Origin of the sequence: Methylorubrum aminovorans (assembly GCF_022179725.1) — a bacterium.
Classification (GTDB): Bacteria; Pseudomonadota; Alphaproteobacteria; order Rhizobiales; family Beijerinckiaceae; genus Methylobacterium; species Methylobacterium aminovorans.
The window spans coordinates 26,421-40,498 of sequence record NZ_BPRC01000008.1; the positions used below are offsets into that span (position 1 = coordinate 26,421).

The window sequence follows — 14,078 nt, forward strand, 5'->3', positions numbered from 1 at the left end:
AGCCGCACCCGACCGGGTGCGGCTTCTTCGTTTCGAGCGACGGCCGCAAGGCGGCTCGGCAAAGCCAATTTGATCGAAGGAAATTCATCATGAACAGGGACCAGTTCGAGGGCGGCCTGCGCAACCTCAAGGGCCGCGGCCGCACCGCGCTCGGCGCCGTGGCTGGCCGCGCCCGTCCGCAGGTCGAAGGCGCCTACGAGCAGGTCGCGGGCGTGGCGCAGGCGGCCTATGGCCGGACCCGCGACCGGGCCGAGGATCTCTACGAGGATGGTTACCGCCTCGCCGACGAGGCCGTCTCCCGCGGCCGGCATCTTCGCGATGAGACCCTGCAGCGCGGACGCCACCTACAGGAGGAGGCCCGTGGCCGTGGGCGCCACCTCCGTCACGAAGCGCGCCAGCGCGGCCGCGAACTCGTCCTGCGCGCCGACGAGAATCGCGGCACGACGCTGGCCCTGGTCGCCGCGACGGCTTTCGGTCTCGGCTGGCTCCTCAGCCGCCGCCGCTGATGCCGGCGCGCCGCGAGGCCTCCTTCGCCACTTCCTTGGCCTCGTAGAGGGCACGGTCGGCCCTGGCCAGCAGGGCCTCGACCGTGTCGTTAGGACCGTTCGCGCGGGCGAAGCCGAAGCTGGCGCTCACCCGCACCGTTCCGGCTTCGAGGACGATGGGTGCGGCAATGGCTTCGCCAAGGATCTCACGAAGGGTCTTGCGAAGCGACTCGGATGGAGCGGGCACACCGTCCGGGCCGATCAGGACGAACTCATCGCCTCCGGGCCGTGCCGCGAACAGGCCGTGCGCGGCCGACATTTCGGCGAGCCGGCGGCCGATCTCTGTCAGAACGCGGTCGCCGGCAGCGTGGCCAAGGCGATCGTTGACCGGTTTGAAGCCGTCGAGATCGAGACTGATCACGCTCGGTCGCTGCCCGGCGGCCAACCCCTCCGCCAAATGCTCGCGCAGATACATCCGGTTCGGCAGGCCGGTGAGGTCGTCGTGGCGCGCGATGTGGCGGAGCCGCTCGTTCGCCACCTCGCGCTCGGTCACATCCCGGTCGATGCCGCGGTAGCCGAGCAACGCACCGTCAGGGCCGAGCAGCGGCACGCCGCTCGTCTCCAGCACCACGAGGCGACCGTCTTTGCGCAGGTTGCGGTTGAGAAGCTGGGCGAAGGGCCGTCGTTCGGCGGCAATGGCGGCGAAGATTCGCCCGACCCGCTCGGCCTCGTCGGGGAGCATGAAGTCGAAAGGTGTGTGCCCCACCACCTCCTCCGGCTCGCGGCCGAGCAAGGCGACACACTGGCGCGAGGCGTAGGTGTAGCGGCCCTGCGCATCCACCTCCCAGATCCAATCCGAGTTCTGCTCCAGCATCTCCCGCAGTCGGGCCAGTTCCCGGCGCATCGCCTCGGCCGAGTCGCTATCCGTCGCGCCCGGCGTGGACGACATCGCAGCGGACCTGTTCGGAGGAAGGGTATTCACGGGCTTCGGCAATGCAATCAGGACAATCCGGCAACCCTTGAGCCATCTTGACTAACGAGCGGTTGATACGGTTTTCGCTCCATCAAAGCCGGAACCGTGTCAGCAGGCCTGCGGACGGCGTCCGCGATCCGGCGTGACCACCCGCAACAACGGAGATGCCAGCATGCCGGCGCGATCCTGGCTCGACCTCACGACCACGGAGATCCGCGCCCGCGACATGGGCCGGACGATCGCGGTGCTTCCGGTCGCTGCGGTGGAGCAGCACGGGCCGCACCTGCCGCTCGGCACCGACACGCTGATCGCGGAGGGGTATCTGCAGCGGGTGGCGCGGCTGGTGCCGGAGGCACTCGACGTGCTGCTCCTGCCGGTGCAGGCGATCGGCAAGTCGGACGAGCACGATTCCTTTCCCGGCACCCTGACCCTGACCGCCGCGACCGCGCTCGCCGCTTGGACCGAGATCGGCGCCAGCCTGCACCGGTCGGGTTGCGGGAAGCTCGTGATCGTCTCCTCGCATGGCGGCAACAGCGCGCTCATCGACCTCGTGGCGGGCGAGCTGCGCGGGCGCTTCGGCATGGTCGCGGTGACGACCTCGTGGAGCCGCCTCGGCCTGCCCGACGGATTGTTTCCGGAAGACGAGATCCGCCACGGCATCCATGCCGGCGGCCTCGAGACCGCGCTGATGCTGGCGCTCCGCCCCGATCTTGTGCGGCGGGACCGCATCGAGCATTTCGAGCCTCGCACGGTGGCGATGGCGCACGACTTCTCGCTCCTGCGCGCGGGCCGTCCGGCGGCGTTCGCCTGGAAGACGGAAGACCTTCACGCCTCCGGCGCCCTGGGTGATGCCCGCCTCGGCACGGCAGAGGCCGGTGAGGCCGCGCTCGACCACGGGGCGCTCACCTTCGTCCGGCTGCTGGAGGAGGTGGACCGGTTCTCGCTGTAGCGAAACGTCGGAGGAATGGACGGGCGGTGGGTTTCAACCGTCCTTCCGGACCGTTCGGATGAAGGCTTCCACCGCATCGCAGGCCTCGGCGACGCCATCCTCCCGCGCCATTCGCGCTTTGGCCGCGCTGCAGGCCTGGGCGACGCGGGGATCGATCAGTAGCCGGCGCAAGGTGGACGCGGCGCGGGCCGGGGTGAAGTGGCGACGACTCAGGGCAGCGCCGACGCCGAGCCGTCGCAGCCAGCGTGCCTCGTCGAAGTGATCGAAGGCGACGGGAACCACCAGTTGCGGGATGCCGGCGGCGAGCGCCTGCGCCACGGTGCCAATCCCCCCGTGATGGACGAGCGCGGCACAGCGGGGCAGCACGCGGCTGAATGGGGCATAGGGGACGTGCAGCACGCTCGCGGGCAGGTCCGTCGGCACCTGCCCACCCTGTGGGGCCAGGAGGATGCCACGGCGTCCGAGCCCGGTGCAGACCCGCAAGGCGGTACGGAAGAAGGCTTGGCTGCGGGACATGGCCGAGCCGTAGGTGAAAGCGAGCGGCGGCGGCCCCTCGTCGAGAAAGCGCGTCTCGGTCGCCGAAGGCTCGGCCACGTCGCCGAAGCGATCCGCGAGCGGGAAGCCGACCTGCACCGCGTGGGGAATCCGGTGCGGCCGCGGCGCGGCGTACCATCTGGGGAAGGTGAACAGGACGTGCTGTGGGCTGCTCCACCAGCGGCGAAGGCGGCGCACCGGTGGCAGGTCCAGCCTCGCGCGAAACCCGTTCAGGGCCGGCAGGGCGGCGGGCCCGATCACAAGGCGGTCCGCGCCGCGTCCGATCCAGTGCCGCAAGCGCGCCGGCACCCGCTCGGGAAGCGGTAGGCCGGGCAGGACCGGGGGATCGGTGCGGCTCCCGGCGAGCAGCGGCATGAGATGCACCGTGACGACGTCGAGCCCAAGCTTCTCCTGCGCGACCCGCGCCCCGAGCGCCAGCGTCGAGGCGAGCACGATGCTCTCGCCGGGCCGCGCAATTCCGGCGAGCCAAGCATAGGTCGGCTCGGTGAGGCCGGAGACGTGTCGGAACAGCGCCTGAACCCCGCGCCAGGGTCGCCAGAGTTCGGTTTCGACCGCGGCGAGGCGATAGTCCTCCTCGGACCCGAGGGCGAAGAACGGCAGGCTCGCCCGGTCCGCCATCGCGGCGAAGGGCGCGGGTGCCGCCAGGGTGACGGCGTGTCCCCGCCGCCGCAGCTCGGTCGCGATGGCGAGGAGCGGCAGGACATCGCCGTGGCTGCCACAACGGCAACGATGAAGACGTGCATCGGCCTCACGCCTGGCTCGCGCGCGTCACCTGCGGCGACGCGCATCCGGATCAGAGGGGAACGGCAGGCTCAGGTTCGCTGTAAGCGTCAGGGGCGAGCACCTGCTCGCGCAGCCGCCGCGGGCCCAGGGTCATCGCGAAGAAGTCGTAGGCGCCGGGCCGCTCGTTCGCGAGGAGGAACTGGAAATGCATCCGGAACGGGCGGAAGCGCACCCGCCGGTAGGTTTCCGGACACAGAAGGTCGCGAAAGCGGGCCGAGCGCACGAGAGGGTTGGCGACCGGCTGGCCGCACAGGCGGAGCTTGAGATCGTGCAGCGGGTTGAAGCCCGGAAAGTTCATCCAGTCCTGCGGCGCGTGGAAATCGCACCAGACGATGCGACGGTCGGTAACGAGGCGCGCGATCTCTCCCCGCAGGCGGGCGGCTGCAGGCTGCATCGCCACGAGCGGCAGCCCGGATCCCAGCGTCGCCAGCGACAGGTTGGCGCCCGAGGTGCCAATCGACGTGTCGCGGGCGAGCACCCGGGCGGCGACCTCGGCCGCGGTCAGCCCGCCGGAGGAATGGCCGACGATCATCACCTCGTCGGTCGAATGGCCGGCCTCGTCCCGCGCCGCGACGGAGGACAGGATGTGCTCGGCGAAGGCATCGAGGCGCCGCTCGTAATCCGGCCGCCGGCCCTGGCCGTGCTGCCAATTGAAGACCCAATCGTTCAGGAGCTGCCAGAAGAAGACGCGGTTCAGAAAGGCCTCGATGGCCTTGATCCAGACGAGGCCCGCGATCACGCCCAGCGGCAGCGAGACCCACAGCGGCAGACCGAGGCTGTGGCCGAACCAATCGCCCAGATGCGCATGCACCAGCGCCGCGATGGCGACGGACAGCGCGGCGAGGAGGATCACCATCACGAACGGATAGAGGATGACGTTCCCGTACTTCCAGCTCAACCGATAGAAGCGGAATAGCAGGCCGCTCAGGATCGTCTGCAGCGTCCCCACGATGAGGAGCGCGACGCTGAGGAAGCGGGATCGGGCGAAGTCGCGCGCGACGATATCGTCCCACAGGAGCACGTCGTAGCGGGTCTCAGCCCCGTCGCCCTGCTCCGGCGCGCTCACGGTCCAGCTCTGGACAAGCCCGTCCTGGCTCAGCTCGGCGCGGGAGATCTCCCGCCGGCCGCCGCCGAAGCGCTTAGTGTAGCGGGTCCATTCCCGCACGAACAGCAATCGATAACGCGTCCGCGCCTCGGGATCGTAACCGGGAATATAGAAGACGATGCGGCGGCGCACCGGTTCGAGCCGCGCCTCCTGCAAATCCGGCGGCGTGAAACTCAAGGAGTTGCGCATACGCCCGAATGCCCCCATCCGGATGACTGCTCTCGTGCAGGTGCCACGCAGGTCCGTTACACGCGCACAGAGGATTAAACTTCCTTCAAGTGCACTATCATTCGTTACGATTTTTTACGAGCGGTGAAAGGCAACAGTGATTTTGCGCGCAAGCCTGCTTCGCGCCGCTGCGCAACGATCGAGGAGTTCGGCGGAATCTCGGGCAGGCCGATCATCGCCGATCGCGATGGGACCCCGCCTTCTGGTCGATTGATGTGTTCGAACGGGAGCCCGATGGTGCCGGTTGCGGGACTCGAACTCGCGACCTACCGCTTACAAGGCGGTTGCTCTACCAACTGAGCTAAACCGGCAGCGCACAATCCGCTATCAGCCTGCCTCGGACGACGCAAGCGCATCCAAGTCCATTCTCCAGGCGCCAACAAGCCATAGGCCGTATATTGCGCACAACTGATCTTCACCTCAAGGACCCAGTTCAAGCATTCGGGCTTGGCCGGCACGAGGTCATTCGAACCTAATCCGGTTAACCGCCCAACGCTCGCAGCAATGGGCCGGGCATCGGCGGCATCCGCTTCGTGCGCGAAGGGATCGGATAGGGATCCGGTCAGGCTGCTTCCGGATGCTCCTGGACCTTCCCCCGTCCCTCTTTCGGAAGCGCAAGCCGCCGTGCGGATCGACGCAGCTTGAGCTGAGGATCGAGGCGTGCCGCGGCCTCCGGGTGGCCGAACAGGTAGCCCTGCAGGTCGAGCCCGCGTTCCTTGGCGAGCAGCCGGCGCTGATCCTCCGTCTCGACGCCCTCCGCCGTCACCGCGAGGCCGAGGCTGCGCGACAGGCCGATGATCGCGCGCACGATCGCCGCCGATTGCGGATCATGCCCGAGCCCTCGGACGAAGCTTCGGTCGATCTTGAGGCGTGTGAGCGGGAAAGTGTGGACGAAGCTCAGCGACGAGTAGCCGGTGCCGAAATCGTCGAGCGCGATCATCACACCGAGCGCCCGCAATCGTCGGAGCAGACTGAGGGCCAGTTCGCGATTCTGAAGCACCGCCGTCTCGGTGATCTCGATCTCCAGCCGGTGCGGCGGCAGACCGCTCTCGGCCAGCGCCCGCTCGACCGCGTCGATGAAGAGGGCGCTGCGCAGTTGTGTCGCCGAGACGTTGACGGCCACGGTGAGATGGGCGGGCCAGGCCGTCGCCTCACGGCACGCCTCGGCCAGAATCCAGGCGCCGATCTCGGGCATCAGGCCCGCTTCCTCGGCTACCGGCACAAAGTCCGCGGGCGACATCGCCACCCCGTCCGGCCGTCGCCAGCGCAGCAGAGCCTCGAAGCCGATGGTCGCGCCGGTGCGGGCGCGCACGATCGGCTGATAATGCAGGACGAATTCGCGTCGCTCCACGGCCCGGTTCAGGTCGGCCTCGAGGGCGGACCGCGCCGCGGCCTTGTCCCCCATCGCCGGGTCGTAGAAGCTGTAGCGGTTCCGACCCTCCTTCTTGGCCTCGTAGAGAGCGAGGTCGGCGTTGCGCAGGAGGATGTCGGGATCGCGCCCGGCCAGCGGCGCGACGGCGATGCCGATGCTGGCGCCGATCCGGATCGGCAGCCGCTTGACCGCGTAGGGCCGGTTGAGGGCGTCGAGGATCGTCCGCGCCGTCTCCGCCACCCGCTGAGGCTCGGCCGGCCTGAGGATCAGCGCGAACTCGTCGCCACCGAGGCGCGCGATGACGTCCTGCCGACCCACCGTCAGCCGCAGGCGCCGGGCGACCTCCTGAAGAAGCTGATCGCCGACGGCGTGACCGAACATGTCGTTGATCGGCTTGAAGCGATCGAGATCGATGTAGAGGACGGCGCAGTCCTCCCAACGCGCCGAGGCGAGGGTTTCGGTGAGGGCCTGACGGAGCGTCGCACGATTGGCGAGATCCGTCAGGGGATCGTGCTGGGCCAGATGTTGGATCTGTGTCTCGAACCGGCGCCGCTCGGTCACGTCGACGAAGGTCGAGACCCACCCGCCGGAGGCCAGTCGCCGCGTCGTCACCGACAGGACCCGCCCCCCATCCACAATCTCGGAAATTTCGGGCCAGTTGAGGTTCAGGTCGCGGCGCAGGTGGTCCTGCAGGAAGCGGAGAGACGCCGCCTCGCTGAGTGTTTCGGCCAGGACTTCTCCGATCGATGCCCCGACCAGCGGCTCGCCGCCCGGCACCGCGAGAATCGCGTGCATCCGCTCGTTGGCGAGCACCACGCGCCCATCGTCATCGATGAGGCACAGGCCCTGAGCCATGTTGGACATGGCGAGGTCGAGATTGTCGAGGGCCGAGTCGAGCTTGAGGGCGTTCGCACGCCGCTCGGTGCAATCGCGCGTGATCTTGGCAAAGCCGAAGAATCGGCCCTCATCGTCGTGGATCGCATCGATCACGACATGCGCCCAGAAGCGGGAGCCGTCCTTGCGCAGGCGCCAGCCCTCCGCCTCGAACCGGCCTTCCTGCCGCGCCGTCCTGAGGCCGCGCTCGGGCCAACCCGCGGCCCGATCTTCCGGACTATAGAAGCAGGCAAAATTGCGCCCCACGATCTCGTCGGCCGTGTAGCCCTTCGCGCGCTGCGCCCCCGCATTCCAGTTCGCGATCGCGCCATCCGGAGACAGCATGTAGATCGCGTAATCGGTTACCCCCTGAACCAGCAGGCGGTACATGAGGTCGGCGTCGTCGCGGCAGCTCGGCATTATCGAATTCTTGCGGTGCGCTTCGCGGCGAAGGAAAAGCTACAAAGGTTAAATGTTGCTGCGCTGCGTGCCCGATCCTCACGCGACCACCACCGGCTCGGCGCAGGATTATCCGCTATGAAGTTGCGCTTTCCGAATGGGGGGCAACTCCGTCTTAGTGTTACTTTCCCAACTCATGGCATCCTCTTCGGCGGAACATCACGATAGTGTGAAGATCGTCTGACGGGAGGATCAAGCAATCCGCTCGAACGACGCAACCAATACGCTTCGACCAGGCCGCTCTCGCCTTTCCGTCGCGAATCGAACTCTTCTCAGTTCCAGGGCGGTTGCCATTTGGGGAAACGGGCATCTGGCACAGCCCGCAGCAAACACGATCCCCACTCACGACTCCCAGCCGCTTCCGTTGGCTCGCGAATGGCACCGGTCGGACACGAACCGTTTCCTGTGTGCGCCGGGCGAACGGAGGCGGCGAGGGCCTCGCACATCGTCACCGAGGGTGATCACCGGCTCTCAGATGACGACGATGCTCAAGCAAAAGGATAGACCCTCGTCCTGGATCCGATAGTGAGGACGATGCTCCGGCGATGCAGAGCCCCTTCACCCTTGACGCGGACGGCCTCGTTCTCGCCGTGCGGCTGACGCCGCGGGCGGGCCGCACCGGACTCGACGGCGTGCGGATGGAGGCGGATGGACGTCCCGTTCTTTCCCTGCGCGTGGCGGCACCACCCGTCGAGGGCGCTGCCAACGCCGCCCTCACCACCTTCGTCGCCAAGAGCCTCGGGCTTCGCAAGGCCGAGGTGACGCTCATCTCCGGCGAGACCTCCCGCACCAAGCGGCTGCATCTCTCAGGCGATCCGCAGGCTCTCGCCGCGCGGGTGGGGGCTTGGCTCACCGGAGAGACGCAGACGCGGTGAGGATACCGGGTTCGGCGCAGAGAGGGATGCCTCAGGCGGCCTTGAGCCGCTCGACGATGGCGACCGCCTCGGCAAAGGCCGCTTCGGCATCGAGTTCGGTGGTGTCGAGCACCACCGCGTCCTCGGCGGCCTTCAGCGGGGCGGCGGCGCGGCTCGAATCGCGGGCGTCGCGGGCGCGGATATCGGCAAGGATCGCGGCGAGCGTCGTCTCCTCGCCGCGTCCGAGCAGCTCGCGATGGCGCCGCCGTGCCCGCTCCTCGGGGGCGGCGATGATGAACAGCTTCACCCGCGCCTCCGGACAGACCACGGTACCGATGTCGCGCCCGTCGAGCACGGCGCCCTCCGCATTGTCGGCGAAGCGCCGCTGCCAGGACAGCAGGGCGGCGCGCACCTCCGGCACCGAGGAGACCCGCGAGGCCGCCTCGCCCATGGCCCGCTCCCGCAGGCGCGGGTCGGAGAGGCGCTCGGCCGACAGGGCCGAAGCCGCCCGCGCCGCCGCGCTCGTATCGTCGAGATCAGTCCCTTCGTCGATCAGGGTCAGCGCCACCGCGCGGTAGAGCAGGCCGGTATCGAGATGCGGCAGCCCGTAATGCAGGGCGAGCCGCTTGGCGAGCGTGCCCTTGCCCGAGGCGGCCGGGCCGTCGATGGCGATGACGAGGGGCGCTTCGTCCCGCTGCACGGCGATGTCGTCCGGGATCATGCGCCGGCCCCGTCCTCGATCCGGGCGCCGAGCGCCAGCATGGTCGGGCGGAAGCTCGGGAAGCTCGTGGCGATCATCGCGCCGTCATCCACGGTGACGGGACTCCGGGCGGCAAGACCCATGACGAGGAAGGCCATGGCGATGCGGTGATCGAGATGGGTCGCCACCGTGCCGCCGCCCGTGGGCGGCGCGCCGTCGCCGGTGACGATCAGGTCGTCCTCCTCGATCGCGTGGGCGACGCCGTTGGCGGCAAGCCCCGCGGCGACCGCCGCGAGCCGGTCGGATTCCTTGACCCGCAATTCGTGCAATCCGTTCATCCGGGTCGTGCCCTCGGCGAAGGAAGCGGCGACAGCGAGGATCGGGTACTCGTCGATCATCGAGGGCGCCCGCTCGGCCGGCACGTCAACGCCGCGCAGGCGGCTCGCGCGCACCCGCAGGTCGGCCACCGTCTCGCCGCCCTCCTCGCGCTCGGCGAGGCGCTCGATGTCGGCGCCCATCTCGATCAGCGTGGTGATGAGGCCGGTGCGCAGCGGGTTCATCATCACGCCGCGCAAGGTCACCTCGGAGCCCGGCACGAGCAGCGCCGCCACCAGCGGGAAGGCGGCCGAGGAAGGATCGGCCGGCACGACCACGTCGGTGCCGCGCAGGGTCGGCTGGCCGGTCAGCGTCACGGTGCGGCCGTGACCGCCCTCGCCGTAAGGCGCCACGGACACCTCGGCGCCGAACAGGCGCAGCATCCGCTCGGTATGGTCGCGGGAGGCGGCCCGCTCGATGACGGTGGTGGTGCCCGGCGCGTTGAGCGCGGCCAGCAGCACCGCCGACTTGATCTGCGCCGAGGCGACCGGAAGCTCGTAACGGATCGGGATCGCCTCGCGCGGGCCCTTGAGCGTCAGCGGCACGCGACCGCCGTCGGCCTCGGACACGACCTGCGCGCCCATCTTCAGGATCGGATCGAGGATGCGCCGCATCGGCCGCTTGCGGAGACTGGCGTCGCCGTCGAAGGTCGCGGTGACGGGCTGGCCGCCGACCACGCCCATCATCAGCCGCGACCCGGTGCCGGCATTGCCGAAATCGAGCACGCCGGCCGGATCCTGCATCCCGCCGATGCCCACGCCGACGATCCGCCAGCGCCCCTCGCCCTCGCGGGTGACCCCGGCGCCCAGTGCCCTCGCGGCGGCGGCGGTGCGCAGCACGTCGTCGCCCTCCAGGAGCCCCTCGACCCACGTCTCGCCGATGGCGAGCAGGCCCAGGATCATCGCCCGGTGGGAGATCGACTTGTCACCCGGCGGCTTCAGCGCCCCATTCAGGGGGCCTCCGGGATGCGCGGTGACGGGCTGCGGTTCGGAATCGTGTGACACGGGGATCTTACGTCTGACTCGATCGCTGCACTGAGGCGTATCGGCTCCCACCGGGCACCGAGGCCGCCCGCCGGACAGGCCCGGCGCGACGGTCGCCCGTTAGCATGAGGACCGGTCCACGTCATCCGAAAGCCGGTCGAGGACGTCGGTACGCTCCTTGAGAGCCGCACGGGGTCTTGAAAGCCGCACGGCATGGCTCGCCCGTTCGTCTCAAGCCTCGACAGCGATCCAGCTGTGCATTATGATTCCAAATCAAATGAAACCCTGCGATAACTCGCATATCTGTAATAAACCAATCCGGTGGCGCGGCTTTTTCGAACGGACGACTTGCTTTCGCCGATCCGATCCTGTGTGGATGGGGGCGCCAGATCCGCTCCGATCCGTCATCCAGCCCTCGACAAACCCCAACATAGGTTTATGTTGACGGCCATGCAGCCCGTGATCCAGTGCCTTCGCAAGGTCGATCATGCATTCACCGTCGCCGATTCGACGGCCGGGGAACGCGTCCTCGAAGCGTTGAACGAGCTGGAAAGCGCCTATCGCCGGCCCAGCGAGCGCATCGTCGCTCTCGAAGCGGTGCTTCACGAGTTCGACCGCCGTGGCCGGGTGGACGGAACGCCCTTCAGCCGCCTCCTGCGCCTCGCCGTCGAGCGGCGGCAGAATAAGTGGTCACGCCACGCATGACGCGGCTGCTCACGCCGTTCACGGGCCATCTGCAGGAGCCCCCTGGCGGAACGGCGCGCGCGGGATGCGCAACGGTGGGCGACATGCCGTTTGACATGGGCGGAGGCTGCGACTAACGGGGCCGCTCTCCCGGACCCTTTCCCCCCTATTCGTCCCCAGAGGTTTGCAGCCGTGGCTAGACCGGAACTCGGCGTCAAACGCCAGTGCATGAATTGCGGTGCCAAGTTCTACGATCTCGACCGTGATCCGGCGACCTGCCCGAAATGCGGAACGATCTACCAAGTCGCGACCTCCCGCGTCGCCCCGCCCGTCGCCAGCCGCTCGACGGATGACGACGAGGACGAGGAGGAGAAGGGCGGTCCGGAGATCGTCTCCCTGGATGAGGCCGAGGCCAGCGAGGACGATACCGATATCAACGTCGATGACGACGAGGGCGGCGACGAGTCCAGCGGGGGTGCGGACGACGACACCTTCCTCGAGGAAGAGGACGGCGACGACGACGTCTCCGACCTGATCGACAACGACTCGGACGGCGACGAGGAGGGCTGACGCCTCCCCCCTGGCGGCTGAGCGAACCCGTTCAGCCGCCGAAGCGCTCGGTGCGGACCACGCCCGGCTTCACGCCGGCCTCCACCAGCAGGTCGGCCACGGTGCCGACGAAGCCGTTGCCGCCGCAGACGAAGGCGTGGCGCGGCATGCCGAGGCACTCGATCGCCGTATCGATCATCACGCGGTCGATGCGCCGCCCTGCGGTCGCCCCCTCGCGGGTGAGGAGCAGGGTCAGGTCGAAGCCGGTCTCGTCGCGGGAGCGGGCGGCAAGCTCCGCCCGGGCGATCGCCTCGGCGGCCTTGCGGGCCGAGTAGATCAGCAGCATCGGCACCTCGGGGGCGCGCAGAGCCCGCTCGCGCACCATGGCCAGCAGCGGCACGACGCCGGAGCCGCCGCCGATCAGCAGAACCGGGCCGCCATCCTGCGCCCCCCAGGTGAAGGTGCCGACAGGGCCGCGCAGCTCGATGTCGTCGCCGACCTCGGCCACCGTGTCGAAGAAGCCCGAGACCTCGCCCGCCTCCAGCCCCTCGATCATCAGCTCGAGGCCGGCGGGATCGCCCGGTGCCGAGGCGATGGAGTAGCTGCGCTGCGCTTGGTAGCCGTCGGGCGCGGTGAGGCGCACATCGACATGCTGCCCGGCCCGGTGCGGCCGGTCGAGGGGATCGAAGCGGAAGCTCTTCACCCGCGGCGTCACGGGGGTGATCGCCCGGATCGTCGCGGCCCGCCAGGGTGACGGCGCGGGCGAAGGGGGGGACGCAACGCCGTTCACGTCGGCCATCCTCTCAATCGCCGCTGAAACGCTGCTCACGCCAGGGATCGCCGTACATGTGGTAGCCCCGCAGCTCCCAGAATCCGGCCTCGTCCTTCTCGGTGAAGCGCAGGCCCTTCACCCACTTGGCACTCTTCCAGAAGTAGAGATGCGGCACGAGCAGGCGCGCCGGCCCGCCATGGTCGGGCGGGATCGGCTTGCCGTCGTAGAGCGTCGCCACCATTGCCTTGCCACCAGTCAGATCGGCGACCGGCACGTTCGTAGTGTAGTCGTCGTGGCTCTCCGCCAGGAGGAAGCCCGTCGGCGCCGCAAGGCCGGCCGCCGCGAGGATGTCGTCGAAGGTCACGCCCTCCCAGGCGGTGTCGAACTTGGACCACTTGGTCACGCAGTGGATGTCGCCGCTCCAGCGGGTGCGGGGCAGTTGCGCGAACTCGTCCCAGCTCCAGCTCGCCAGCGGCCGCGAGCCCTGGCGCAGGGTGAAGCGCCAGCCCTCTGTCGCAACACGCGGCGTCGGCCCGAGCTGGAGCACGGGGAAGTCTTCGGTGAGGTACTGGCCCGGTGGGAGCCGCTCGCGGATCGCCGCGGCAGGGGGCCGCCCGGTAAAGCCTCGCGTCGCCATCACGCTCCTCCGCCGTGTCGCCTTCGTCTCGCCTGCCGGAGGCCGTGCGCCCCCTCGCATCCGGCAGGAGTCCCAGGGGCGGCAACGAGGCTTGGCCCGAAAGCGTTCCGCAAAGCCTCGCTCATCCGCCACCCTCATCCGCGAGGTCGTCGCGGGTGCCGTCAGACAGGCCGGGATAGGTCGGAACGGGGAAGCCGCAGGATGCGCGGCCGCCAGATACCGAGCACGACGTTGAGGATTGCCACGGCGAGGATCACCCACAACGTGTTGCGCTCAGCCGTCAGCGCGCCCGTGAGGGTGGCCGGATCGATCTCGCCCCGGAGCGCGGCGGCGCTGCGCCGTGCCTCCTCCTGCATCGGCCCCTGGATGCCGACGAAGCCGCCCTCGAACACCAGCACGCCGGTGGCGAGCTTGACCCAGGCCCAGCCGGCCTCGCGGAAGCCCGGATGCAGCGCGACCGCCAAAAGCCCGGCGACCAGTGTCAGGGCGAGAGAGGGCAGGAAGATCCACGTCGCGACCGCACCCATCGCCCCGCGCATCAGGGCGTAACCGGCCAGCGAATCCGGCGGCGGAGTGTGGCTCAGGAGGACGACGAGGCAGGCCATCGCGCCCATCAGCCCGACGGCCCCCATCGTGTGGAGGAACTTGAGTAGGCGTCGCATGTCGGTGCGCCCCGCCGTGGCAGCCCTCAGTGGAGTGTAAACGCAACAGAGCCGGCAAAGCGAGGCCGGTCCGATCGCCC

Annotated in this window: 13 protein-coding genes, 1 tRNA gene and 1 pseudogene; 5 read left to right on the forward strand and 10 right to left on the reverse strand. The window is 69.0% G+C overall.

The window, feature by feature from the left end; all coding sequences use genetic code 11:
* The first annotated feature begins 89 nt into the window (after window positions 1-89).
* A complete protein-coding gene (locus tag MFF24_RS12735; protein WP_238224763.1) occupies window positions 90-506 on the forward strand; it encodes a CsbD family protein in 417 nt (138 codons plus the stop codon).
* On the opposite strand, the gene MFF24_RS12740 is transcribed toward MFF24_RS12735, so the two are convergent.
* Entirely contained in the window at window positions 490-1,434 is a 945-nt protein-coding gene (locus MFF24_RS12740) for a sensor domain-containing diguanylate cyclase (RefSeq protein ID WP_238224764.1), read from the reverse strand. The two genes, MFF24_RS12735 and MFF24_RS12740, sit on opposite strands and share 17 nt — an antisense overlap.
* A 196-nt stretch (window positions 1,435-1,630) precedes the next feature.
* On the opposite strand from MFF24_RS12740, the gene MFF24_RS12745 reads away from it, so the two are divergent.
* Window positions 1,631-2,407, forward strand: a complete 777-nt coding sequence (locus MFF24_RS12745; protein WP_238224765.1) for a creatininase family protein — start codon at window positions 1,631-1,633, stop codon at window positions 2,405-2,407.
* Window positions 2,408-2,440: 33 nt separating this feature from the next.
* Here MFF24_RS12745 and MFF24_RS12750 read toward each other — a convergent pair.
* The 4 genes and pseudogenes from MFF24_RS12750 to MFF24_RS12765 form a co-directional block, all read right to left on the reverse strand.
* A pseudogene (locus MFF24_RS12750) lies at window positions 2,441-3,705 on the reverse strand (glycosyltransferase).
* Window positions 3,706-3,755: 50 nt separating this feature from the next.
* Window positions 3,756-5,057: an alpha/beta fold hydrolase gene (locus tag MFF24_RS12755; protein WP_238224766.1), complete on the reverse strand. Its 1,302-nt coding sequence runs from the start codon at window positions 5,055-5,057 to the stop codon at window positions 3,756-3,758.
* A 256-nt stretch (window positions 5,058-5,313) separates the two neighbouring features.
* Window positions 5,314-5,389: transfer RNA gene (locus MFF24_RS12760), tRNA-Thr, on the reverse strand.
* Window positions 5,390-5,640: 251 nt separating this feature from the next.
* Window positions 5,641-7,743 (reverse strand): sensor domain-containing protein, encoded by a 2,103-nt coding sequence (locus tag MFF24_RS12765; protein WP_238224767.1) that lies wholly within the window; start codon window positions 7,741-7,743, stop codon window positions 5,641-5,643.
* Between the two features lie 584 nt (window positions 7,744-8,327).
* Here MFF24_RS12765 and MFF24_RS12770 point away from each other — a divergent pair.
* Complete coding sequence (locus tag MFF24_RS12770; protein WP_238224769.1) at window positions 8,328-8,657, forward strand: DUF167 family protein; 330 nt, start codon at window positions 8,328-8,330, stop codon at window positions 8,655-8,657.
* A 31-nt stretch (window positions 8,658-8,688) separates the two neighbouring features.
* On the opposite strand, the gene cmk is transcribed toward MFF24_RS12770, so the two are convergent.
* Both cmk and aroA read right to left on the reverse strand, forming a co-directional pair.
* Window positions 8,689-9,357: a (d)CMP kinase gene (gene cmk / locus MFF24_RS12775; RefSeq protein WP_166059248.1), complete on the reverse strand. Its 669-nt coding sequence runs from the start codon at window positions 9,355-9,357 to the stop codon at window positions 8,689-8,691.
* Window positions 9,354-10,715, reverse strand: a complete 1,362-nt coding sequence (aroA, locus tag MFF24_RS12780; RefSeq protein WP_238224771.1) for a 3-phosphoshikimate 1-carboxyvinyltransferase — start codon at window positions 10,713-10,715, stop codon at window positions 9,354-9,356. Before aroA ends, cmk begins: the two co-directional genes overlap by 4 nt.
* A gap of 417 nt (window positions 10,716-11,132) precedes the next feature.
* Here aroA and MFF24_RS12785 point away from each other — a divergent pair, with 417 nt between their 5' ends.
* Together MFF24_RS12785 and MFF24_RS12790 are read left to right on the forward strand one after the other, a co-directional pair.
* Window positions 11,133-11,399 carry a hypothetical protein gene (locus tag MFF24_RS12785; RefSeq protein WP_108940053.1) on the forward strand — a complete coding sequence of 89 codons (267 nt, stop codon included), beginning with the start codon at window positions 11,133-11,135 and terminating at the stop codon, window positions 11,397-11,399.
* A gap of 171 nt (window positions 11,400-11,570) precedes the next feature.
* A complete protein-coding gene (locus MFF24_RS12790; protein WP_238224773.1) occupies window positions 11,571-11,948 on the forward strand; it encodes a TIGR02300 family protein in 378 nt (125 codons plus the stop codon).
* A gap of 31 nt (window positions 11,949-11,979) precedes the next feature.
* On the opposite strand, the gene MFF24_RS12795 is transcribed toward MFF24_RS12790, so the two are convergent.
* The 3 genes from MFF24_RS12795 to MFF24_RS12805 all read right to left on the reverse strand — a co-directional run bounded on the left by MFF24_RS12795 (window position 11,980) and on the right by MFF24_RS12805 (window position 13,998).
* A complete protein-coding gene (locus MFF24_RS12795; RefSeq protein WP_238224775.1) occupies window positions 11,980-12,726 on the reverse strand; it encodes a ferredoxin reductase in 747 nt (248 codons plus the stop codon).
* Window positions 12,727-12,730: 4 nt separating this feature from the next.
* Window positions 12,731-13,336, reverse strand: coding sequence for a sulfite oxidase-like oxidoreductase (locus tag MFF24_RS12800; RefSeq protein WP_238224777.1), 606 nt, complete (start codon window positions 13,334-13,336; stop codon window positions 12,731-12,733).
* Window positions 13,337-13,497: 161 nt separating this feature from the next.
* Window positions 13,498-13,998 (reverse strand): hypothetical protein, encoded by a 501-nt coding sequence (locus MFF24_RS12805; RefSeq protein ID WP_108940050.1) that lies wholly within the window; start codon window positions 13,996-13,998, stop codon window positions 13,498-13,500.
* Between the last annotated feature and the right edge of the window lie 80 nt (window positions 13,999-14,078).